The sequence below is a fragment of the Micromonospora sp. NPDC005291 genome, assembly GCF_040607415.1.
Taxonomy (GTDB): domain Bacteria; phylum Actinomycetota; class Actinomycetes; order Mycobacteriales; family Micromonosporaceae; genus Micromonospora.
In genome coordinates, this window is the sequence record NZ_JBEXGR010000008.1 from 172,184 (window position 1) to 193,393 (window position 21,210).

20 protein-coding genes are annotated in these 21,210 nt (G+C 71.7%); 6 read left to right on the top strand and 14 right to left on the bottom strand.

Annotated elements, in window-relative coordinates; all coding sequences use genetic code 11:
• Positions 1 to 3: 3 nt before the first annotated feature.
• Positions 4 to 369 (bottom strand): hypothetical protein, encoded by a 366-nt coding sequence (locus tag ABZT18_RS14340; protein WP_354992671.1) that lies wholly within the window; start codon positions 367 to 369, stop codon positions 4 to 6.
• Positions 366 to 3,257 carry an SseB family protein gene (locus ABZT18_RS14345; protein ID WP_354992672.1) on the bottom strand — a complete coding sequence of 964 codons (2,892 nt, stop codon included), beginning with the start codon at positions 3,255 to 3,257 and terminating at the stop codon, positions 366 to 368. Before ABZT18_RS14345 ends, ABZT18_RS14340 begins: the two co-directional genes overlap by 4 nt.
• 152 nt (positions 3,258 to 3,409) lie before the next feature.
• Here ABZT18_RS14345 and mycP point away from each other — a divergent pair, with 152 nt between their 5' ends.
• Positions 3,410 to 4,630 (top strand): type VII secretion-associated serine protease mycosin, encoded by a 1,221-nt coding sequence (gene mycP / locus ABZT18_RS14350; RefSeq protein ID WP_354992673.1) that lies wholly within the window; start codon positions 3,410 to 3,412, stop codon positions 4,628 to 4,630.
• Between the two features lie 85 nt (positions 4,631 to 4,715).
• On the opposite strand, the gene ABZT18_RS14355 is transcribed toward mycP, so the two are convergent.
• Both ABZT18_RS14355 and ABZT18_RS14360 read right to left on the bottom strand, forming a co-directional pair.
• Positions 4,716 to 5,009, bottom strand: coding sequence for a WXG100 family type VII secretion target (locus ABZT18_RS14355; protein ID WP_354992674.1), 294 nt, complete (start codon positions 5,007 to 5,009; stop codon positions 4,716 to 4,718).
• 22 nt (positions 5,010 to 5,031) lie between these two features.
• Entirely contained in the window at positions 5,032 to 5,352 is a 321-nt protein-coding gene (locus ABZT18_RS14360; RefSeq protein WP_354992675.1) for a WXG100 family type VII secretion target, read from the bottom strand.
• 289 nt (positions 5,353 to 5,641) lie between these two features.
• On the opposite strand from ABZT18_RS14360, the gene eccE reads away from it, so the two are divergent.
• The 4 genes from eccE to rarD all read left to right on the top strand — a co-directional run bounded on the left by eccE (position 5,642) and on the right by rarD (position 9,597).
• Complete coding sequence (eccE, locus tag ABZT18_RS14365) at positions 5,642 to 7,597, top strand: type VII secretion protein EccE (protein WP_354992676.1); 1,956 nt, start codon at positions 5,642 to 5,644, stop codon at positions 7,595 to 7,597.
• Between the two features lie 61 nt (positions 7,598 to 7,658).
• Positions 7,659 to 8,045 (top strand): phage holin family protein, encoded by a 387-nt coding sequence (locus ABZT18_RS14370; RefSeq protein ID WP_354992677.1) that lies wholly within the window; start codon positions 7,659 to 7,661, stop codon positions 8,043 to 8,045.
• Positions 8,046 to 8,173: 128 nt separating this feature from the next.
• Positions 8,174 to 8,671, top strand: coding sequence for a GNAT family N-acetyltransferase (locus ABZT18_RS14375; protein WP_354992678.1), 498 nt, complete (start codon positions 8,174 to 8,176; stop codon positions 8,669 to 8,671).
• On the top strand, positions 8,668 to 9,597 hold the full coding sequence (rarD, locus tag ABZT18_RS14380) for an EamA family transporter RarD (RefSeq protein WP_354992679.1): 930 nt from the start codon (positions 8,668 to 8,670) through the stop codon (positions 9,595 to 9,597). Before ABZT18_RS14375 ends, rarD begins: the two co-directional genes overlap by 4 nt.
• A gap of 88 nt (positions 9,598 to 9,685) precedes the next feature.
• On the opposite strand, the gene ABZT18_RS14385 is transcribed toward rarD, so the two are convergent.
• The 3 genes from ABZT18_RS14385 to ABZT18_RS14395 form a co-directional block, all read right to left on the bottom strand.
• A complete protein-coding gene (locus tag ABZT18_RS14385) occupies positions 9,686 to 10,405 on the bottom strand; it encodes a zf-HC2 domain-containing protein (RefSeq protein WP_354992680.1) in 720 nt (239 codons plus the stop codon).
• Complete coding sequence (locus ABZT18_RS14390) at positions 10,402 to 10,917, bottom strand: sigma-70 family RNA polymerase sigma factor (RefSeq protein ID WP_354993109.1); 516 nt, start codon at positions 10,915 to 10,917, stop codon at positions 10,402 to 10,404. The genes ABZT18_RS14385 and ABZT18_RS14390 overlap by 4 nt, the downstream gene beginning before the upstream one ends.
• Before the next feature lie 129 nt (positions 10,918 to 11,046).
• Entirely contained in the window at positions 11,047 to 11,829 is a 783-nt protein-coding gene (locus ABZT18_RS14395) for a helix-turn-helix domain-containing protein (RefSeq protein WP_354992681.1), read from the bottom strand.
• 154 nt (positions 11,830 to 11,983) lie between these two features.
• Here ABZT18_RS14395 and ABZT18_RS14400 point away from each other — a divergent pair, with 154 nt between their 5' ends.
• Positions 11,984 to 13,213: an MFS transporter gene (locus ABZT18_RS14400; protein ID WP_354992682.1), complete on the top strand. Its 1,230-nt coding sequence runs from the start codon at positions 11,984 to 11,986 to the stop codon at positions 13,211 to 13,213.
• Here the strand turns inward: ABZT18_RS14400 and ABZT18_RS14405 are convergent.
• The 7 genes from ABZT18_RS14405 to nuoI form a co-directional block, all read right to left on the bottom strand.
• Positions 13,189 to 14,274 (bottom strand): polyprenyl synthetase family protein, encoded by a 1,086-nt coding sequence (locus ABZT18_RS14405; protein WP_354992683.1) that lies wholly within the window; start codon positions 14,272 to 14,274, stop codon positions 13,189 to 13,191. The two genes, ABZT18_RS14400 and ABZT18_RS14405, sit on opposite strands and share 25 nt — an antisense overlap.
• 90 nt (positions 14,275 to 14,364) lie before the next feature.
• Positions 14,365 to 15,918, bottom strand: a complete 1,554-nt coding sequence (gene nuoN, locus ABZT18_RS14410; RefSeq protein ID WP_354992684.1) for an NADH-quinone oxidoreductase subunit NuoN — start codon at positions 15,916 to 15,918, stop codon at positions 14,365 to 14,367.
• Positions 15,915 to 17,450: an NADH-quinone oxidoreductase subunit M gene (locus ABZT18_RS14415; RefSeq protein WP_354992685.1), complete on the bottom strand. Its 1,536-nt coding sequence runs from the start codon at positions 17,448 to 17,450 to the stop codon at positions 15,915 to 15,917. Before ABZT18_RS14415 ends, nuoN begins: the two co-directional genes overlap by 4 nt.
• Positions 17,451 to 17,514: 64 nt before the next feature.
• Positions 17,515 to 19,461, bottom strand: a complete 1,947-nt coding sequence (gene nuoL, locus ABZT18_RS14420) for an NADH-quinone oxidoreductase subunit L (protein ID WP_355251524.1) — start codon at positions 19,459 to 19,461, stop codon at positions 17,515 to 17,517.
• A gap of 23 nt (positions 19,462 to 19,484) precedes the next feature.
• A complete protein-coding gene (gene nuoK, locus ABZT18_RS14425) occupies positions 19,485 to 19,802 on the bottom strand; it encodes an NADH-quinone oxidoreductase subunit NuoK (RefSeq protein WP_354992686.1) in 318 nt (105 codons plus the stop codon).
• The gene (locus ABZT18_RS14430) at positions 19,802 to 20,572 is read right to left on the bottom strand and encodes an NADH-quinone oxidoreductase subunit J (protein WP_354992687.1); all 771 of its coding nucleotides are present in this window, start codon (positions 20,570 to 20,572) and stop codon (positions 19,802 to 19,804) included. The genes nuoK and ABZT18_RS14430 overlap by 1 nt, the downstream gene beginning before the upstream one ends.
• Positions 20,569 to 21,210, bottom strand: a complete 642-nt coding sequence (gene nuoI / locus ABZT18_RS14435; RefSeq protein WP_354992688.1) for an NADH-quinone oxidoreductase subunit NuoI — start codon at positions 21,208 to 21,210, stop codon at positions 20,569 to 20,571. The genes ABZT18_RS14430 and nuoI overlap by 4 nt, the downstream gene beginning before the upstream one ends.

Here is a 21,210-nt window from a genome sequence, read left to right on the forward strand (position 1 = left end):
CGGTCAGACCCGCTGCTCCCGTAGGTCGGTGACCTCGGCGGCCGGTGCCCAACCCTGGTAGACGCCGAAGTCGAAGACCTCCAGCCGCATCGTCTCAGCCACCGGCCAGCGGCCACCGGTGTATTCGACCCGCAGCCAGGCGTCGTGCTCACCGAGCACGATGAACGGCTGCCCCTGCCAGGTGCAGGTGGTCCGCACGTACGCCAGATCCTCGATTTCGCTCGCCGGCAGCACTCGGACATACCGGCCCGCGCGGATCTCCTCGAAGCCCTCGCCCGGCTCGGGCTGGTAGAGGCGGATGTCGTCGCCGTCCGGGCTGGCCTGGTATTCCCGGCCCTGCCAACGGGCCACGTATCCATCGCGCATCACGCCTCACCGACCCGTCGCCAGACCACCGCGTCGGTGTCGAGCTTCGCGACCACCCGCTCGGTGCCGTCCGCGCCGATCCGCCAGAGCTGTGTGCCGTGCGGGAGGCGCGCGCTGTCCACCTTGAACTCCGCCACCACGTCGCTGCTCTCGCCCGGGGCGAAGCCGTTGCCCCGGAATGGCGGACGCTCGATGACCCAGCCCTCCATGGCCCGCATCGCCGGCTCGTTCTGACCGCCGTACGGGATCCGGTAGAGGCTCGGCCGGTGCGCCGGCCAGCGCAGCACGTAGATCTCCTCGGCGTCCCGGGCGAACGGCGAACCGGGGTAGCTGAGGCCGAGTGCGTCGTGCACCTGAGCCGGAGTGGTCAGGTGGGCCAGTTCACCGGCCCGGTGCACGAAGCCGGAGACCCGGTCGTACCCCCGATCCAGGTAGTACGCGAGCTGACTGGGCGCGATCGCCTTCTGCATGACCGTCGGTCGGGTCGGGTCGACCACCGCTGGGGCGTACCGGGGGCGGGCGGCGGGCTCCGCCACGGCCGGCGCCTCCTCCGGGTCCACCTCCAGGTCGTCACCGAGCCCCACCTCGGCGGCCCAGTTGGCCAACGCGACGATCTGCTCCCCGGGCAACTTGGCACCGACCGGGGTGCCCGGGTTGACGGCGAACGACCAGTCCTCGTCCGGCCAGCGCCGGATCAGTTGGGCGAACTTCACCCGGACCGTGTCGACGTCACCCTCGGCATGGTCGGCGAGACGCTCCGGCGACGTGTAGACCACCACGTACGTCTCGCCGTCGAGCTGCCCCGTACGCCAGACGAAGCCCGGATCCCCGGGGCGACTCCCCCGCGTCGATTCCGGTGCCGCCGGCAGCAGCACCCGGGCCAGCAGCAGGGTGGACAGGAACGTGTCCGTGCTGCCGGAACCGGCGGCGCCGAGCAGGTCTTCCTCGACCGTGTTGGCCGGCTCGAACTCGACCGGCGCCGGCTCGGCGGTCGGCGGTCGCTGCCCGTCGCCGTCCGCGATCGTGTCCTCGCCGCTGACGTCGGCGGCGGGCTGCGCCGGCACCGGGTTGCTGTGAGCGTCGGGTCGCGGTGGTTGCCCGCCGAGGTCCGCGTTGACCGGTACGCCGCCAAAATCGCTGCCGGCCCGATCCACGCCGGTCACTCCGACCGACGAGCCGCCACCGCCCGAACCACCACCGGCCGAACTGCCACCGCCCAGGTCACCGCCGGTGCGGCCGGTCTCGTCCGGTGCGGAGGGGCGCGGAGCGGACGGGCCTGGACCGGGCTGACTGGGGCTGAACGACGAGGGACCTGCCCGGCCCGGACTGAACGACGACGGACCGAACAGGCCCGGACCGGAGGTCGCCGAGCCGAACGATGGCGAAGGGGCCTCGGCGGGGCTGGGCCGCCGGGCCGCGTCGACCGGGCCGCTGGTCTCGACCGGGTCGGTGAGGTCGCGGGACTCGATGATGGTGCCCTCGATGACGATGGGCGTGAAGCCGCGGCGCGGCGCGGGCGGGCCGGACACCGGTTCCGCGACGGACGCGGGCAGCTCCTCCACCGGCCCGAATCGGCTCGGCCGGTCGCGCCGGATCGCCTGAGTCTCATCCGCCTGAGGGCTGGGCCGGCCCGCCGCCCTGGCCGGAGGCTCACCGGTCATCCGGAAGGCGCGGGTCGGCTCCTCTGCCAGCGGGTCGGGCCGTCGTGGAGGCAGGGGCTGGGTGGCTTGCTCGTCGGGTGCCGGTGCTCGTACCTTTCGGGACGCGCCGAGGTCGCCCGCCGGCTGCCGCAGCGGCCGGGTGGTGTCGGGATCCGTCATCGGAAAGGCCCGCGTAGCGGTCTCGTCGGCCGGACGGCGGCGTGGGAAGGGCTGGCTGCCTGGCCCGAACCGGGTCGGTGGGGCGGCACGGTCGCCGGAACGACCTCCGCCCGGCGTTGGGTCGGATGCCCGATCCCGCCCGGACGATGGTTCGAAGAAGGAGCGCCGAGCGGCCTCGGGACCGCCGTTGCCGTTGCCGGCGGCCAGGCCGTCGACGTCGCCCGGCCGATTAGCTGCCGGCCAGCCCGCACCCGGGCCCGATTGATCGGCCGGACCGACACGAGGACGGTCGGAGGGCGCCGACGGTGCGAACCGGGACGGCCGGCCCGAGCGGGGCAGGGCGCCGGGGCCCGAGGCGCCGGGTCGGGGCGGGTCGGTCGGGTGTCGCTGACCGGCGGCGGGCATGTCCTCCGCACCGGATCGGCGCGACGGCTCAACGGGGCCGGGCGTCGGGGACGCCGTGCCCGGCGCCGACGGGGCGCTCACCCGGGGCACCGCACCCCGCGCGGGCCGCCGAGGCGGGATCGGGGCGGGCGGGGTCGGGTCGGGGCCGGCCGACGCCGCACTCGTTGCGGGAGGCGATCCAGCGGCCGGCGCGGCGTCCCGGCCGGGCGTGCCGGTCCGGGTGCGGGCCAGGTTCTCCACCCGTTCCAGGCGGGCGCGGGCACCCATGGCGCGACCGGGCAGCCGCACGTCACCCCGGGAGAGTTGCGACACGAACCAGGCCGGCAGGTAGCCCTCGACCGGCAGACCCGGGTTGACGGCGAGCCACCACTCGTCGTTGGGCCAACTGACCGCGAGGTCGGCGAAGGGGATGCGGCGGTTGCTGCCGGGGTGCTCTCCCAGGCAGGCCCGCAGTGCGGCGGCGGAGGTGAAGGCCAGCACGTGCGTCCGACCACCGGTGGTCCAGGTGCCCCAGCCGGCAGGTGGTTGGCCGGGCTGCGCCGGCGCGGAGACCGGCAACAACAGATCGGTGCGGGACAGGAGCCGGAAGTAGAGCTCCTGATCGTTGGCGCGCAGCGCGTCGCGCATCGCCACCTCGGCCTCCGTGGCCGGCTCCCATTCGGTCACGGCCACCTCCCCTTCCGAGAACAGGCCACAGGTATCGCGTACAACCTACAAGGTGGTACCAAGATCACAATTGCTGGCCATCGGCGGTCTGCCCTGGCGAGGGCGAGGCGATAACATCCCGTCCCGGAGCCGACACGATACGGAGGCTGTCGATGTCCCGGTCGATCATGCGCCCGGTCCTCGCAGGTCTGGCCGTCAGCCTGCTGACCGTACCGGCCCTCCCAACCGCCGCCGCCGCCGGCAGCCTCCGGGCGGCACCGGCCTGCGCGACCGCGCTCGCCCCCGTCCGGCCGGTCACGGCCGTGCCCTGGCCGCAGCAACGGTACGACCCCGCCCGGCTCGCGCCACTGGCCACTGGCGCCGGGGTGACCGTCGCGGTGGTCGACTCCGGGGTGGACCGGATGCACCCGCAGATGGCCGGGCGCGTGCTGGCCGGCACCGACCTGCTCGACCCCGGTGGGGACGGCAGTCGGGACTGCGCCGGGCACGGCACCGGCGTGGCGAGCATCATCGCGGCGGCACCCCGCCCCGGAGTCGCCTTCCGCGGCCTGGCTCCGGGTGCCCGGATTCTGCCGGTGCGGGTGAGTGAGCAGCAGGTGGTGCAGGGGCGGGAGTCGGGGCGTACGGTCACCGCCGACGAATTCGCCCGGGCCATCCGTTGGGCCGTCGACCATGACGCCGACGTGGTGAACCTGTCCGTGGTGCTGTACGCGGACGATCCGGAAGTCCGCTCGGCCGTGCGGTACGCGGTCGACCGGGACGTGGTGCTGGTGGCCGCCGCCGGCAACCTGCACGACAGCGGGGATCCCCGACCGTTCCCCGCCGGCTACGACGGGGTGCTCGGCGTGGGGGCGATCGGCGCGGACGGTGGGCGGGCGACCTTCTCGCAGACCGGTTCGTACGTCGACCTGGTCGCACCGGGCAGTGAGGTGCTGACCGCCGCACCCGGTGCGGGTCACCACCGGGTCGAGGGCACCAGCTACGCGGCACCGTTCGTGGCCGCCACCGCTGCGTTGGTGCGCGAGTATCGGCCCGAGTTGACCGCCACCCAGGTAATGGAACGGATCATCGCCACCGCCGATCCCGCTCCTGGCGCGAGCCACGGCGGGTACGGCGCCGGCGTGCTGAACCCGTACCGGGCGGTCACCGAGACCAGCGGCGGTCGAGCGACCGACCCTCGCCCGGCCGCCGCACTCGCCGACGACCGGGCCGACCCGGCAGTGCTCGCCCGCCAGGCCCGCCGGGCGATCGCGCGGGACCGGGCCCTGCTGATCGGTGCGGTGGTCGGCACGACGGCGGCCACCGTGGCGCTGTTCGCCCTGGTGTTGCCCCGCGGTGCCCGCCGACGCTGGCGCCCGGCCGACCAGGCCTGACCCCGCCGGCCCATTGCCGTGACCGCCGACCCGCAGAGGTCGGGGCGCCGACCCGGCCACGGTCAGCGCTCCCGGCCCACCGCGGTCACTGGAACAGCCCGGTGTTCTTCTTTTCGGTGTCCAGGTAGTCGGTGGCGGAATCGTCCACCGCCAACTTGATGTCACGCAGCATCGCCTGGAGGTCCTGCGAGGCGGACCGCCACCGCGCCTGCCGCTGCTCGTAGGCCTGTCGGGCCTCGCCCGTCCAGCTCGCCACCAGCGGGGCGGCATCACGTTCGAGTTGGCCGAGCTGCGAGTCGAGTGTCTTCAACGCCTTCTGGATGTCCGCGCCGGCCTGCTGAAGCGCGGCGAAGTTGACGACCAGCACACCATGGTCCATCGGATTCCCCTCCCGAGCGGGATCAGAGCGGCAGCTGGATGCCGCCGCGGTTGGTGCCGGCCACCCGGCTGGCCACCTCGTCGTCGGAGACGTTGTACTGCCGGCCGGCGGTGCGGACCGCGCCGGCGGTCTCGCGCAGCGCCCGGTGCAATGCCGCCTGGTCCTGTGACCACTGCTGCTTGACCTGCTCGAACGACCGGCCACCGGCACCACGCCAGGCCTGCTGCAACACCTCCAACTCGGCCAGCAGGCCGGTCAGCATGGACTGCAACGACTGGTCCACCTGCTCGAACTTCGCGGCTGTCTGGTGCATCACCGCTGCTTCTGCCTGGGTCTGGGACACCAGGACGTCACCTCATCTCTCTGATCGCACCTGGCCGTCGACGCGCCCGCTCTGGGGACGCGTCGTTCGCTTGGCCCGGTCATCGAGCACTGAGACGCGGGTCAGCGATGAACTTCGTGGCTGACGGTAGCGGCCGGGTAGCGGTTCTGCTACCCCACACACCTCCCCTGTGGACAACCACGACAGCCATCGGTCGCTTACGATGTGCCGCAGCCACGTCGCGGCGCGTGACGGGCCGTCCGAGGGCGGCCGGCCGCCCGACACGGTCCCCACTGGTCGAGGAGGCGCGGTGCCGGCGATCACCTCCGGAGGGCCGCACCCGGCGACCCCGGTCGGGTCCGGACCGAACCCCGTGCCGCGAGCACTCGGGCCGAGCGGGCCGAGCTGGTCAGGCGGGCCAAGCGGTCCAGGCGGGCCGGATGGTTCTGCCGACCGCGGCCTGGGCTCAGCCGACGGCACAGTTCTTCCCCGCTCGCCCTTCGGCCGCTGGGCCTCGTTCGGTCGGCGCGCGGGCGAGGGAGTGCGGGCCGGCCAACTGGTCACCGCGCAGGTCGCAGCGGCGCTCGTCCTCACCGCGCTCGGCCGGGCCGCACCGGTCACCGCAGCGGCCGTGCTGGTGGCCGTGCTGCTGGTGGCGGCCGCCTGGGTCCGGGTCCGGGGCCGGTGGCTCTTCGAGTGGCTGGGCACCGCCGTCGGGCACCTGACGCGTCGTCGGGCGCTGGCCGGGCCGGCCGGAGCGGCCGAACTGCTCGACCTGGTCGCTCCGGGCACCGTCATCCGGTCGACGGAGCTGACCGGCGGGCCGGCGGCGGTGCTGGAGGACACCACGGGCCTGGTGGCGCTACTGGAGCTCGGCGACCCCGGCGACCTGCTCGGCGACGCGTCCCGGACGATCCCCGCGCCGTCCGCGTTGCTGCCCCCGGCCGGGCCGGAAGTGCCCCCGCTGCGGGTCCAACTGCTGCTCGCGGGAGCACCGGCGCCGGTGCCCGCCGCGGGTGGCACGGTCGGCACCTCGTACCGGCAGCTCACCGACGGACGGCTCGCCGGGCGGGAGCGGGCGGTGGTGGCGGTCCGGGTGCTGCGGGTGGACGGTTGGTCTGAGGAGGATCTGCGCCGCGTGCTCGCCGGCACGGTCCGCCGGATCGTCCGCCGGCTGGGGTCGCTGACCGCGCGCCCGCTCGGCGTACCCGCGGCGCTGCGCGTCCTGGGCGAACTGGCCCACCACGACGGTCATCCGGTACGGGAGTCCTGGCCGACGCTCCGGTCCGGCACCCTGGTCCAGGCCACCTTCCGACTGATCCAGTGGCCGCCTGCGGGCGGTACGGGTGGACAGCGGCTGGTGCCCCGGCTGCTCGCGCTGCCGGCGACCGCGACGACAGTGTCGATCTCTGCGGGTCCGTCGCCGATCACCGGCGCCCTCGGAGTGCCGACCGAGCTGACCGTCCGGGTGGCCGCCTGGACGGCGACCGAGCTGGCCGCGGCCACCGAGGCGTTGGACCGCCTGGTGACCGGCCTGGGAGGTGAGCTGCAGCGGCTCGACGGCGCGCACCTGGGCGGTTTGGCCGCCACACTGCCGTTGGCGCTGGCCGCACCCGGGGCGCAGCTGCGCCCTGCGATGGACGACTGGGCACTGACCCTGGGCGACGCGGGAATGATGGTCGGCACGAACCGGAGCGGCGGGGCCGTCACTGTGCGGCTGTTCCGGCCGGAGAGCACCCGGGTGCTGCTGGTCGGCGGGGTGCGTGCCGCCCAGTTGGTGGCCTTGCGTGCCTTGGCACTCGGTGCCCTCGTGGTGGTGCAGACCGCACGGCCGCGCGCCTGGGAGCCGTTCGTCCGGGGGGTGGGCGCGCCGGGCGGGACGATCCCGTTGATCCCACCGGGTCGACCGGTCGCCGACGGGGTGGGCACCGCGCTGCGTCCGTTGCTGCTGGTCGTCGACTCCGGACCGGTGTCGGCCGAAGCCGAGCCGGGCCCGCCGTGGAGGGCAACTCTGGTCGTACGGGACGAGCTGACTCCAGCGGACGTGGACGCGTTGAGCCGGGCCGACCTGGCGGTGCTCCAGCCGTTGAGCGCCGCCGAAGCCACGTTGGCCGGCGCTGCGCTGGGGCTGGGCGGCTCGGCCGAGTGGCTGACCCGGATCCGGGACGACATGGTGGCCGTGGTCAACCGCCGGGCGCTGCGCTGGGCGCTGCTCTCACCCACTCCGATCGAGTCGCAACTGATCGGGCGGCCGACGCGCGGCTGATCCGCCAGGATGGTCAACTGCCGGGTTACGTCGGTGCGCGGTCCGTGGCACGATCCCCGCCATGGGTTTTCTGAAAGGTCTGCTGATTCGGCTGGCCAGCACAGCGCTGGCTTTCTGGCTGGCCACACTCCTCATTCCGGGCATCTCTCTGGAGTCGAACTCCACCGGCGAGACGCTGACCACGCTGCTCCTGGTGGCGGTGATCTTCGGCGTGGTCAACGCGGTTCTCCAGCCGATCATCAAGACCGTCGGTTGTGGCTTCTACCTACTGACCCTGGGTCTCATCGCGCTGGTGGTGAACGGACTGCTGTTCCTGCTCACGAGCTGGATCGCCGACCAGGCCGGGCTGCCGTTCACGGTGGACGGTTTCTGGCCGGCAGCCGTGCTCGGTGCCCTCTTCGTGAGCATCGTGACCTGGGTCCTCGGCGCCATCCTCGACCGGGACTGACCGGCGAACGGCCGGCACCGACCTGGCCCGCCCCGGGCTCCGACCACTGCCGGGGCCCGGGCGGGCCAATGACCAGAGTTCGGGAATTGGCCGGCATGGGCGCCCATCTCGGCCGCTAGCGTCGCAGGGTGTTCTCGCTGACGCGCACCGACGGCCACCTGCTCAGCATCGACCCCGCCCGGCTCGATCTGGACCTGGTGCACCACTGGTTGTCCACCGACGCGTACTGGGCGCTGGGACGGGACCGGGAGACCACCGCGCGGGCGTTCGCCGGCTCACTGCCGTTCGGTGTCTACCGGCCCGAGGACGACCGCCAGGTGGCGGTGGCCCGGGTGGTCACCGACGGTGCCACCTTCGCGTGGCTCTGCGACGTGTACGTCGACCGCGCCGCCCGGGGCAGCGGGTTGGGCGGGTGGCTGGTGAGCGCGGTCCGCGACCACCTGGCCGAGCTGGGCGTACGCCGGATCCTGCTGATCACCAGGGACGCACACCAGGTGTACGCGCGAGCGGGTTTCACGCCGCTGGACGTCCCGCAGCGGTGGATGCAGCTCGACCAGCGCCCGCCGGTGACCCCGGTCACCGGAAAGGAACAAAGCGGCGGTACGCCCCTTACGGTGGACGCGTGACGCCACTCCGCCTGGGATACCTCTACGGCCTCGGCGCGTACCTGCTCTGGGGTTTCTTTCCGCTCTACCTCAAGCTGCTGCGACCGGCTGGTCCGATGGAGATCCTGGCCCACCGGATCGTCTGGTCGGTGGTCTTCGTGGCCCTGCTGCTGGCCGCGCTGCGCAACGTCGGCTTCCTGCGGGCGCTGCTGCGTCGCCCCTGGGCGATGGCCGGGATCGTCGCCGCCTCCGCGCTGATCGCGGTCAACTGGGGCACCTACATCTACGGGGTCAACTCCGACCGGGTGGTGGAGACCGCGCTCGGCTACTTCATCAACCCGCTGGTCGTGGTGCTGCTCGGGGTGACGGTGCTGCGGGAGCGGCTACGCCCGGCGCAGTGGGTGGCGCTGGGGATCGGCGCGTCGGCGGTCGCGGTGCTCGCGGTGGACTACGGCCGGCTGCCCTGGCTGGCGTTGACGCTGGCGTTCAGCTTCGCCGGCTACGGCCTGGTCAAGAAGCGGTTGGGGCTACCGCCGGCGGAGGGGCTCTTCGTCGAGTCGGCGGTGCTGGCACTGCCGGCGCTGGGTTACCTCGGCTGGCTGATGAGCAGAGCCGACTCGACCTTCGGGCACGTCTCGGCCGGGCACACGGCACTGCTGGTGCTGGCCGGTGCGGCGACGGCGATCCCGCTGCTGCTGTTCGCCGGGGCGGCCAACCGGCTGCCGCTGAGCAGCCTCGGCATGGTCCAGTATCTGGCGCCGATCCTTCAGCTCGGCTGCGGTGTGCTGATCTTCCACGAGCCGATGCCTCCGGCCCGCCTCGCCGGCTTCGCGCTGGTGTGGCTCGCCCTCATCGTCTTCACCGCTGACGCCGTCCGCAGTTCCCGCCAGTCCCGCCGTACCCGCACCCAAACCCCCACCCCCGCGGTCCCCGTCCCCGCCCCCTAGCCCCGCGCGATCTTGCAGCTTCGGTCGCCGAGATAGGCGATGTGCCCTTTACGGCTGGGCAGAAAGTGCAAGATCGGCGGGGGCGGGGTCAGGGGACGGCGTAGGTGAGGATCGGTGTGCCGTCGGCTCGTTGGAGCTCGACGCTGACCAGTTCCGCGTCGGTGAACCGCGAAACACCGGTGAACTGGAGGGCGTCGCCGGGTGCGGCGAGCCAGGAGCCGATCTGTTCGCTGGTGCCGTTCGGGCCGTGCGCCACCAGCCGGAACGGGTACGCCTTGCCATAGCTCGTCCGCGCGTCGTACCCGCAGCGCATGGTCACCTCGGTGCCCCACTCGGTGCCGGTCAGCCCGATGTCGGCGTGCACCGGCCCGGCGGCGGCCACCGGTCGCATGGCGACCATCGACAGCTGCGGGGCGGGGGTGGTGCCCTGTGCCCCGGGAGGGCCGGGTGGACCGGCGGGTCGAGGCAGCACCACGGCTGCGCCCACACCGACCATCAGGGCCAGCCCGGCGGCGGCCAGCGTGGTCAGCGCGTACCGTCGCCGGTCCGCGGAGCGTTCCCGTCGCCGACGGCGCCGGGCCTCCTCCAGGAGCGCGGGCACCCGGGGTGGGGCCGGTGGCGGCAGGATCTGCTCCAACCCCGTCGGGTCGAGACGCCCGAGCAACCCGGGCAGGACGGCGATCTCGGCGACCGCCTCCCGGCAGGAGGCGCAGCCGGCGAGGTGCCGCTCGTAGGCCGCCCGCTCGGCGGGGGCCAGGGCACCCAGCACGTACGCGCCGTCGTCGTGCGCGAACTCGCACCGGGTCATCCCGTCACCCCCATTTCAGCCAGGACCAACCGTAGAGACCGCAGCGCGTAGTGGGTGCGGGACTTCACGGTCCCTGGCGGTACGCCCAGGCGGGACGCCGCCTCGGCCACCGACCGTCCCTGATAGAAGCACTCGACCAGCACTTCCCGATGGGTCGGGCTGAGCCTGTTCAGCGCCTCGGCGACGGTCCACGCCTCCACCGCCCGCTCGGCCTCGTCGACCGCATCCGGCGGCTCGGGCAGATCGTCGGTGAACACCTCGCCGACCCGGGTGGACCGCCGCCGCCAGGCGTCGATGGCCAGGTTGCGGGCGGTGGTGAAGAGCCAGGACCGCACCGAACCGCGTCGCGGGTCGAGTGACTCCGGGTGTCGCCAGGCGCGCAGCAGCGTCTCCTGCACCAGGTCCTCGGCCCGCTGCCGGTCCCCGTTGACCAACCGCAGGGCGTGGGCGTACAGCGCGTCCGCGTGCTCGTCGTGCAGCGCGCGCAGCAGTTGGGCGTCATGGTCGCTGATGGCGGTCTCCTCGCTTCCGGCGCGCGTCCGGCGGTGCGTCCGCTCGTGAATACGTGCGGTCACGCCGATCGGTTCAGCCCGAGGTCAGGCCGGTTGCGCGCCGGAGAGGGCCTCTCAGCGTTGGCGCGGTCAGTTGTCGGCGGCGATGCCGTCGGCGACGCTGCGGGCCACGGTGAGCAGCTTGGCCCGCACCACCCGAGCGGCGGTCATCATCTCGCCGGCCGGCAACGCGCAGGCCAGCACGACCCGGCGTTCCATGTCCTTGTCCGGCGCGACGAGCACCGCCGCGCAGGCCACCCCCTGACGGAACTGCCCCATTTCCAACTGCATCCCGCGGCGGTCGCCGGCGGCAAGGTCGGCCTCGAACGTCTCGTTGGTCGTCAGCGTGGAGGTGGTGAACGGGCGCATGCCGTACTCCCGCAGATAGCGGTAGCGCTGGTCGCTGGTGAGGGTGGCGAGCAGCGACTTGCCGAGGGCGGTCGCGTGCGCCCCCTCGTCGAAGCCGGGGACCAGGTCCTCCAGGTAGGGCGAGCGGTGCCCCTCGGCGACCGCTGTGAGGGCCACCTGACCGCCGACGAAGCGACCGAGGTAGTGGCTGTAGCCGGTGTCCAGAGCGGCCCGCCGCAGCGTCTCACCGACCGCTGGCGGGCCCCGGAACGCGGTCACCAGCTCCCGGTACCGGTCGGCCACCTCCAACCCCACGATGTACGTGCCGTCCTCGCGACGGATCACGTAGCCCTCGTAGGCGAGTGTGCGGACCAGGTGGTAGGTGGTGGCCACGGTCAGCTCGCACCGCCGGGCGATCTGCTTGACGGTCAGGCCTTTCGGGGCGCGACCGACCGACTCCAGCACCCGCAGCGCTCGGGACACGCTGCGGATCAGGTCCGAAGGTTCTGCCAAGGGGTCGCGCACAACCACCTCCGCCGCCGGGGACTTACACCATATGAAAAACAGGCCCGGTGCGAAATGCCTGTTCGGGTCGAGGATGCCAGATCACCATCCACAGCTGGTGCCCCGCCGGTCACCAGGAGTGGTCTGAGGAGGGCTCGCGTAGGTTTGCCGGACGATGACCAACACCGTCTCCACCTCCAATCCGACCATCGCCCGACCCCGCCCGATCAGGGCGAGTGCCGGCGCAGTCGTCACCACCGTGGCCTGCGTACTGCCCGTTTTCCTTCTTGGTGGTCTCGCCGTGCAGATGGGCACGGACCTCGGCTTCTCCCCGGCCGGCCTGGGCCTGGCCGTGGCCGTCTACTTCGGGGTCAGCGCGCTGGCCTCGGTGCCCTCCGGCCGCCTGGTCGAGCGGTACGGGCCGGCCCTGGTGGCCCGCTGCGGCATCCTGCTGGCCGCCGGGTCGATGCTGGCCGTGGCCGCTCTCGCCCGGTCGTACCCGGTGCTGGTCGGGTTGCTGGCGCTCAGCGCCGCCGCGAACGCGCTAGGCCAGTTGGCCAGCAACGCGGCGCTGGCCCAGCACGTGCCCGCCCGACGGCAAGGGCTGTCGTTCGGCGTCAAGCAGGCCGCCATCCCGGTCTCCACCCTGCTGGCCGGGGCGGCGGTGCCCACCATCGCGCTCACCGTCGGCTGGCGCTGGGCGTTCGTGGCCGCCGCCGTGGCTGCGCTGACGACGCTGCCCGCCGTACCCCGGCAGTTGCCCGGTCTGGCGCGGCGGGCCGGCGCCACGCGCGCTGGCCGGGCGACGACGGCGCTGGTGGTGATCGGCGCGGCGGCGACGTTGGCCGCCGCCGCGGCCAACGCGCTGGGCACCTTCCTGGTGGACTCCGCGGCGGCCCGGGGCCTGTCGCCGGGCCTCGCCGGCCTCACCCTGACCCTGGGCAGCGCGGTCTGCATGACGGCCCGGGTGGGCGCCGGCTGGTTGGCCGATCGCCGCGACACCGGTCACGTCGCCCTCATCGCCGCGATGCTGGTCGTCGGTGCGGCCGGGCTGGGCCTGCTCGCGGTGAGCGGCTCGGTGCCGCTGGTGGTCGGCGTGGTGCTCGGCTTCGGCCTGGGTTGGGCCTGGCCCGGCCTGATGAACTTCGCGGTGGTCCGGCTTCACCCGCAGTCACCGGCCGCCGCCACCTCGATCACACAGACCGGGGTGTACGCGGGCGGCTGTCTCGGCCCGCTGACCCTCGGCCCACTCGCCGCCCACGTCGGCTACCCGGCGATGTGGACCACCGCGGCGGTCGCCATGCTGCTCGCCGCCGCCCTCATGCTCGTCGGCAGCCGCCTGTTGACCCGCGCCGCCGCTGGGGCGGGCCTGGGCGTGGATCAGCTGGTGCGGTCGGCGATGTAGTCGCAGAGCGATTCGAGAGCGCGGCGTGACGGGCCCTGCGGAAGCGGAGCCAGGCGCGCGCGGGCGTCCTCGGCGTAACTGCGCACGGTCTCGCGGGCCCGCTTGAGCGCTGGGCTCTCCCGGAGCAGCCCCAGCGCCTCGGCGTGCAGCGCGTCGTCGGTCAGCGGGCCGATCGCCAGGATCTCCCGCAGACGCACCGAGGACGCGTCGGAGTCGTCCGAGGCGCGAGCGTAGAGCACCGGCAGTGTCGGGACGCCCTCACGCAGGTCCGTGCCGGGCGTCTTGCCCGACTGCACCGACTCGGAGGCGATGTCCAGCAGGTCGTCGGAGAGCTGGAAGGCGACGCCGATCGTCTCGCCGTACCCGGCGAGAGCCTCGACGTGCTCGACGGAGGCACCACCGAACATGCCGCCGAACCGGGCCGACGTGGCGATCAGCGAGCCGGTCTTCTCGGCGATCACGTGGAGATAGTGGGCCACCGGGTCGTCGCCGGCACGCGGCCCCACGGTCTCCGCGATCTGGCCGTGCACCAGCCGGGCGAAGGTGCGCGCCTGCAACCGGACCGCCTCGGGGCCCAGATCGGCGGCGATGTCCGCCGCACGGGCGAAGAGGTAGTCGCCGACCAGGATGGCGACCGAGTTGGTCCAGCGGGAGTTCGCACTCGGCGCGCCCCGGCGGACGGCAGCCTCGTCCATCACGTCGTCGTGGTAGAGGGTGGCGAGGTGGGTGAGTTCCATCACCACGGCAGCCGGGACCACCTGCGCGCTGGTGGGGTCCCCGAACTGGGCGCCGAGCGCCACCAACAGCGGCCGGAAGCGCTTCCCGCCGGCCTCGACGAGGTGCCTGGCAGCTTCGGTGACGAACGGATCGGCGCTGGCCACACTGGCCCGCAACTCGACCTCGACCGTGTCCAGCAGACCCAGCACGGACGCCTCGACGCGGGGATCGGCGAGGTTGAGGCCGAGCGCGCCGAACTGACTCGTGCTCGCCCGACCCCGACGACCGCCGGAGCCGGAGGCACCTGAACGCTCGCCAGCCGGATTCACCACGCTATCAACCATGCCACACCCGTTCGACCTGCTCCGGGCCGGGGATACGCACCGGGGGCCGGCACGTGAACACGCGCCGACCCCCAGTGATCGATCCTTCGGTCATCGCACGAATTCGGCAGCTCCGGTGGCCAGGTCGAGCAGCGGCGCCGGGGCGATGCCCAGCACCAGGGTGGCCAGCACACCGATCATCAGTGCGGCGGAGGTGAGCCCACCGGGCACCGTGACGGTCGGGGTGGACTCGCCCGGCTCGGAGAGCCACATCATCACCACGACCCGCAGGTACGGGAACGCCAGCACCATGCTGGTCAGCACACCGGCGATCACCAGCCAGGCATGGCCACTCTCCAGCGCCGGCCCGAAGATGGCGAACTTGCTGGTGAAGCCGCTGGTGAGCGGGATACCGGCGAAGGCCAGCAGGATGAAGGTGAACAGTGCGGCGAAGAACGGCGAACGCCGGCCCAGCCCAGCCCAGCGGGACAGGTGGGTGGCCTCCCCGTCGGCGTCCCGCACCAGGGTCACCACCGCGAACGCGGCCAGCACCGAGAAGCCGTACGCAACCAGGTAGAACATCGTGCCGGAGAGCCCGTCGCGGCTCGGCGCGAGCACACCGACCAGCAGGTAGCCGGCGTTGGCGATCGAGGAGTACGCGAGCAGCCGCTTGATGTCGGTCTGGGTGACCGCGAGCACCGCGCCAACCAGCATGGTCAGCACCGCCACCACGCCGAGCACCGGAGTGAAGTCCCAGCTGGCGTCGGCGAACGCGACGTGGAAGACGCGCAGCAGAGCACCGAACGCGGCGACCTTCGTGCAGGCCGCCATGAAGCCGGTGACCGGCGTCGGCGCACCCTGGTAGACGTCCGGGGTCCAGACGTGGAACGGTGCCGCCGCGGCCTTGAAGAGCAGACCGATGGAGAGCAGCGCCATACCTGCGAAGAGCAGCACCGGGCTGGCCGGCGACTCGCTCACCGCCGCGTTGACCGTGGCGAAGTCGACGCCGGCCGTACGGCCCGGGATGCCGGCGGTGAAGCCGTAGATCAGGGCCACGCCGAACAGGAAGAACGCGGAGGCGTACGCGCCGAGCAGGAAGTACTTCATCGCCGCCTCCTGGCTCAGCAGCCGCCGGCGACGGGCCAGCGCGCAGAGCAGGTAGAGCGGCAGGGAGAAGACCTCCAGCGCGATGAACATGGTCAGCAGGTCGTTCGCCGCCACGAAGATCAGCATGCCGCCGATCGCGAACGTGGTGAGCGGGTAGACCTCGGTGAGGCCGTTACGCCCCTCGGCCTGTCGCCGGTCGTCGGCCGACTCGGCGGTCACCGCGGCCTGGGCGACGAACGCCCCGCCCCGCTCGACCGAGCGGTCACCGATCAGCAGCAGCGCCATCGCGGCCAGCACCAGGATCGCGCCCTGGAGGAAGAGCGTCGGCCCGTCCACCGCGAGGGCCTGACCGGCGGTGATGATTCGGACGTCGGCGTTGAGGACCACCATGGTCAGCGCCGCGAGCACCGCCAACAACGCCAGCGTCAACTGCACCACGTGCCGCGAGCGCCGGGGCACTAGAGCCTCGACCAACACACCGAGCAGGGCGGTGCCCAGCATGATCAGGATCGGAGCGAGCGCCGCGTAGTCGATCGACGGCAGTTTCAACTCGGTCACTTTGCCGCCTCCTGGACGGTGCCCACCGATGATGGAGCGGGGTCGGTCCTGCCGATGTCGTCCATGGTCGCCTGGACGGCCGGGTTGATCACGTCGGTGACCGGCTTCGGGAAGAAGCCGAGCAGCACGATCAGCGCGATGAGTGGGGCGACCACGAACTTCTCACGCAGGTTGAGGTCCCGGCGCATGCCCTCGACCTCGGTCAGCGCCGGGTTGAGCGTGCCCTGAGTGGTGCGCTGCACCATCCACAGCACGTACGCGGCGGCCAGGATGATGCCGAGCGTGGCGATGATCGCGACCGGCTTGTTCACCGTGAAGGTGCCGATCAGCACCAGGAACTCGGAGATGAACGGTGCCGTCCCGGGCAGCGCGAGCGAGGCGAGACCGGCGAAGAAGAGCACCCCGGCGAGCACCGGGACCAGCTTGCCGGCGCCACCGAAGTCACTGATCAGCGACGAGCCGCGCCGGGAGATCAGCATGCCCACCACCAGGAAGAGCAGACCGGTGGCCAGCCCGTGGTTGAGCATGTAGAGCACCGCCCCGGTGCCCGCCTGGGTGGTGAAGGCGAAGATGCCCACCCCGATGAAGCCGAAGTGCGCGATCGAGGTGTACGACACCAGCCGCTTGAGGTCGTTCTGGCCGACCGCCAGCAGCGCGGCGTAGACGATGCCGATCACGCCCAGCGCCAGCGCCCACGGCGCGAACCACTTCGACGCCTCGGGGAACAGCGGCAGGCAGTAGCGCAGGATGCCGAACGTGCCGACCTTGTCCAGCACACCGACGAGCAGCGCCGCGGCGCCCGCCGGGGCGGCGCCACCGGCATCGGGCAGCCAGGTGTGGAAGGGGAAGAACGGCGCCTTGATGGCGAACGCGAGGAAGAAGCCGAGGAACAGCCAACGCTCGGTGCCGGTGCTGATGTCGACCTGCGACAGGGCCTGCCAGTCGAAGGTCTTCCCGCCGACCACCCACAGGCCGATCACCGCGGCCAGCATGAACAGACCGCCGACGAGCGAGTAGAGGAAGAACTTCACCGCCGCGTACTGCCGCTGGTGGCCGCCGTAGCTGCCGATCAGGAAGTACATCGGGACCAGCATGACCTCGAAGAACACGTAGAACAGGAAGACGTCGGCGGCAGCGAAGACGCCGATCATCGTGCACTCGAGGACCAGCAGCAGTGCGAAGTAGACGGGCACCGACCGCTTCGACGACTCCGCGTCGTGCCAGGAGGCCAGGATCACCAACGGCACCAGCACCGCGATCAGCATCAGCATCACCAGCGCGATGCCGTCGGCGGCGAAGGTGAAGCTCACACCCCAGTTCGGGATCCACGAGTACGACTCGCGGAACTGGAACCGGTCACCGCCGGCGTTGAAGCTGACCCACATCACCACCGAGAGCACCAGCACGAGCAGTGACCAGGCGAACGCCACCTGCTTGGCCAGCTCGGGCCGGTGGCGCGGCAGGAAGGCCACCACCAGGGCGCCCACCAGCGGCGCCACGGTGAGCACCGAGAGGAACGGGAAGTTGGACATTATGCGGCCTTACCTCCGTCGTGGATGCCTGGTCCGCCGGCGGGGGCGGCCGGGAAGAGGTCGATCACGCCAACCACCCGGCCTGCACCGCCAGGAACGCCGCCATCACCAGCAGCGCACCGGCCAGGATCGAGGTGGCGTACGAGCGGACGAAGCCGGTCTGCAACCGCCGGAGCCGACCCGAGCCACCGCCGACCGCGGCGGCGAGCCCGTTGACGAGCCCGTCGATGCCCCGGTTGTCGAGGTAGACCAGCGCCCGGGTGAGGAAGATGCCGGGCTTCTCGAAGACCGCCTCGTTGACCGCGTCCGTGTAGAGGTTGCGTCGGGCGGCGGTGACCAGCACCCCGGCCGGCTGCGGCGCGGTGGCCGTACCGGCCCGGAAGAGGAACCAGGCCAGCCCCGCACCGAGCACGGTCACCAGCAGCGACAGCGTGGTGATCACGGCGTGCGAGAGGACCGCCTCGTGCTCCGCGTGCTCGCCACCCAGCCCGGCGGTCTCCGTCAGCCAGTCCGGTACGGACGTGGAGAGCAGGAAACCAGCACCGACCGAGCCGACCGCCAGCAGGATCAGCGGGATGGTCATCAGCTTCGGCGACTCGTGCGGGTGCTCGATGTCCTCGGTCCACCGCTTCGGGCCGTGGAAGGTGAGCACGAACAGCCGGGTCATGTAGAACGCGGTCAGCCCGGCGCCGAGCAGCGCGGCCCCGCCGAAGAGCCAGGCCGTCCAGTCGGCCCGCTCGAAGGCGGCCACGATGATCGGCTCCTTCGAGAAGAAGCCGGAGAACGGGAACATGCCGATGATGGCCAGCCAGCCCATCATGAACGTCAGCCAGGTGATCTTCATGTACTTCGACAGCCCGCCGAAGCGGCGGATGTCGACCTGGTCCTTCATCCCGTGCATCACCGAGCCGGCGCCCAGGAACATGTTGGCCTTGAAGAAGCCGTGCGCCAGCAGGTGCACGATGGCCAGCGCGTACGCGCCACCGCCCAGGCCGACGCCGAGGAACATGTAGCCGATCTGGCTCACCGTCGACCAGGCGAGCACCCGCTTGATGTCGTCCTTGGCCGCGCCGATGATGCAGCCGATCAGCAGCGTGAGTGCGCCGACGCTGACCACCACGAGCTGGAGCGTCGAGTTCGCCGAGAAGATCGGGTTGGAGCGGGCGATCAGGTAGACGCCCGCGGTGACCATGGTGGCCGCGTGGATGAGCGCCGACACCGGAGTCGGGCCCTCCATGGCGTCCGGCAACCACGCCTGTAGGGGGAACTGACCGGACTTGCCGGCCGCGCCGAGCAGCAGCAGCAGGCCGAGCACCAGCACGGTGGTGCCGGTCAGCGCGCCGACGCCGTTGAACACCTCGTCGTACTGGGTGGTGCCCAGGGTGGCGAACATGATGAAGATGCCGATGGCCAGGCCGGCGTCGCCGACCCGGTTCATCAGGAACGCCTTCTTGCCGGCGGTGGCCGCGCTCGGCCGCTCGGTCCAGAAGGAGATCAGCAGGTACGACGCCAGACCGACGCCCTCCCAGCCGAAGTAGAGCATCACGTAGTTGTTGCCGAGCACCAGCAGCAGCATCGCCGCGACGAACAGGTTGAAGTACGCGAAGAACCGACGACGGCCCGCGTCGTGCGCCATGTACTCCACCGCGTACAGGTGGATCAGGAAACCCACCCCGGTGATCAGCAGTACGAAGACCGCGGCCAGCGGGTCGAACAGCAGGCCGAAGTCGACGCGCAGATCACCGACCGCGATGAAGTCCCAGAGGCTCAGCTCGACCGACTTGTTCTCCAGGCCACGAAGCTGGAAGAAGAAGGACAGGCCGAGCACGAACGCGGCACCGATGGAGGCGACGCCCAGCCAGTGCCCCCAGCGGTCGGCCCGCCGGCCGAGCAGCAGCAGGATGGCGGCGCTGACCAGCGGGATCGCCACCAGCAGCCAGACGCTGCCGAGCAAGCCACCTGCCGGAGCGTAAGCGACGGCGCCGAACGGCGCCGCTGAGGCGTGCGCCAGATTCTCTTCCACTTGCTTGCCCCTTAGTACTTGAGCAGGTTGGCGTCGTCGACACTCGCCGAGCGTCGCGTCCGGAAGATGGACATGATGATCGCGAGACCGACCACGACCTCGGCCGCCGCCACCACCATCACGAAGAACGCCATGATCTGACCGTTGAGGTCACCGTTGATCCGGCTGAAGGTGACCAGCGTCAGATTGGCCGCGTTGAGCATCAGCTCCACGCACATGAACAGCACGAGCGCGTTGCGCCGGACCAGCACGCCGGCAGCACCGATGGTGAACAGCACCGCGGCGAGGACCAGGTAGTAGTTCGGCTCGACCGAGAAGAACTTCTCCATTATTTGTCCGTCCCCTTCAGCGAGGTCTCCTCGGCGGTCAGCTCGCGCTGCGGAAGGATCGCCGGGGTGCTGCGGTCGGTCAGGCGGCCGTCCGGCAACCGGGCCGGGGTGGCCACCGAGGATGAGGTCGCGAAGACGCCGGGGCCCGGCTTCGGGCCGGGGTAGTTGCCCGGGGCGAAGCGAGCCCGCATGGTCGACGGCTGGTCGATCTTGTCCTGCTTACGCCGCTCGACATGGGCCAGCACCATGGCACCGACCGCCGCGGTGATCAGCAGCGCCGAGGTCAGCTCGAACGCGAAGACGTACTTGGTGAACAGCAGCCGGGCGATGCCCTGCACGTTCCCCTCCGCGTTGGCCTGCTCCAGGCCGACCGCGGTGGTCTTGTCCAGCGCCTGGTAGAGGCCGCTGCCGACCAGGCCGGCGAAGCCCAGGCCGAGCACGATCGCGGCGACCCGCTGGCCGCGCAGCGTCTCGATCAGCGAGTCCGTCGAGTCCCGACCGACCAGCATCAGCACGAAGAGGAAGAGCATCATGATCGCGCCGGTGTAGACGATGATCTGCACCATGCCGATGAACGGACCGGCCTGGAGCACGTAGAACACGCCCAGACAGAGCATGGTCAGGACCAGCCAGAGCGCCGAGTGCACGGCATTGCGCGCGGCCACCATCCCGATCGCGCCGACCAGCGCGAGCGGGGCGAGGATCCAGAAGGTGACCGCCTCACCGCCGGGCACCGAACCCGCCGCGGCGAGCACCGTAGACGTGGTCATGCTCCCTCTCCCTTGCCGGCCGCCACCCGCTGGGCGGCCTGCTCGGCGCCCGGGAACGTCACGCCGGGGTGCTCCTCGACCTCGTAGCGGCCGGGGCCCATCGGCGACGTCTCCGCACCGGCGGAGGTGCCCGGGTTCGTCAGCGCGCCGACGTAGTAGTCCTTCTCGCTGTCACCCAGCCGCATCGGGTGCGGCGGCTGCTCCATGCCCTCGAGCAACGGTGCGAGCAACTGCTCCTTGGTGAAGATCAGGTCCTGCCGGTTGTCCCGGGCCAGCTCGTACTCGTTGCTCATGGTGAGCGACCGGGTCGGGCAGGCCTCGATGCACAGCCCACAGAAGATGCACCGGGCGTAGTTGATCTGGTAGATGCTGGCGTACCGCTCACCCGGCGAGAAGCGCTGCTCGTCGGTGTTGTCGCCACCCTCGACGTAGATCGCGTCCGCCGGGCAGGCCCAGGCGCACAGCTCACAGCCGATGCACTTCTCCAGGCCGTCCGGGTGCCGGTTCAGGATGTGCCGCCCGTGGTAGCGCGGCGCCGACACCGGCGGCTTGAACGGGTAGTCGGTGGTGACGACCTTCCTGAACATGTGCGAGAAGGTGACACCGAATCCCTTGAACGTTCCGGTGATCGAGCCCAC

What these genes read in the sequence shown, in the direction of transcription:
- mycP (WP_354992673.1), top strand. Translation starts at nt 3,410, where the DNA reads ATGTCCCGGTCGATCATGCGCCCGGTCCTCGCAGGTCTGGCCGTCAGC.
- ABZT18_RS14355 (WP_354992674.1), bottom strand. Translation starts at nt 5,009, where the DNA reads ATGGACCATGGTGTGCTGGTCGTCAACTTCGCCGCGCTTCAGCAGGCC.
- ABZT18_RS14370 (WP_354992677.1), top strand. Translation starts at nt 7,659, where the DNA reads ATGGGTTTTCTGAAAGGTCTGCTGATTCGGCTGGCCAGCACAGCGCTG.
- ABZT18_RS14385 (WP_354992680.1), bottom strand. Translation starts at nt 10,405, where the DNA reads ATGACCCGGTGCGAGTTCGCGCACGACGACGGCGCGTACGTGCTGGGT.
- ABZT18_RS14400 (WP_354992682.1), top strand. Translation starts at nt 11,984, where the DNA reads ATGACCAACACCGTCTCCACCTCCAATCCGACCATCGCCCGACCCCGC.
- ABZT18_RS14405 (WP_354992683.1), bottom strand. Translation starts at nt 14,274, where the DNA reads ATGGTTGATAGCGTGGTGAATCCGGCTGGCGAGCGTTCAGGTGCCTCC.
- ABZT18_RS14415 (WP_354992685.1), bottom strand. Translation starts at nt 17,450, where the DNA reads ATGTCCAACTTCCCGTTCCTCTCGGTGCTCACCGTGGCGCCGCTGGTG.
- nuoK (WP_354992686.1), bottom strand. Translation starts at nt 19,802, where the DNA reads ATGGAGAAGTTCTTCTCGGTCGAGCCGAACTACTACCTGGTCCTCGCC.
- ABZT18_RS14430 (WP_354992687.1), bottom strand. Translation starts at nt 20,572, where the DNA reads ATGACCACGTCTACGGTGCTCGCCGCGGCGGGTTCGGTGCCCGGCGGT.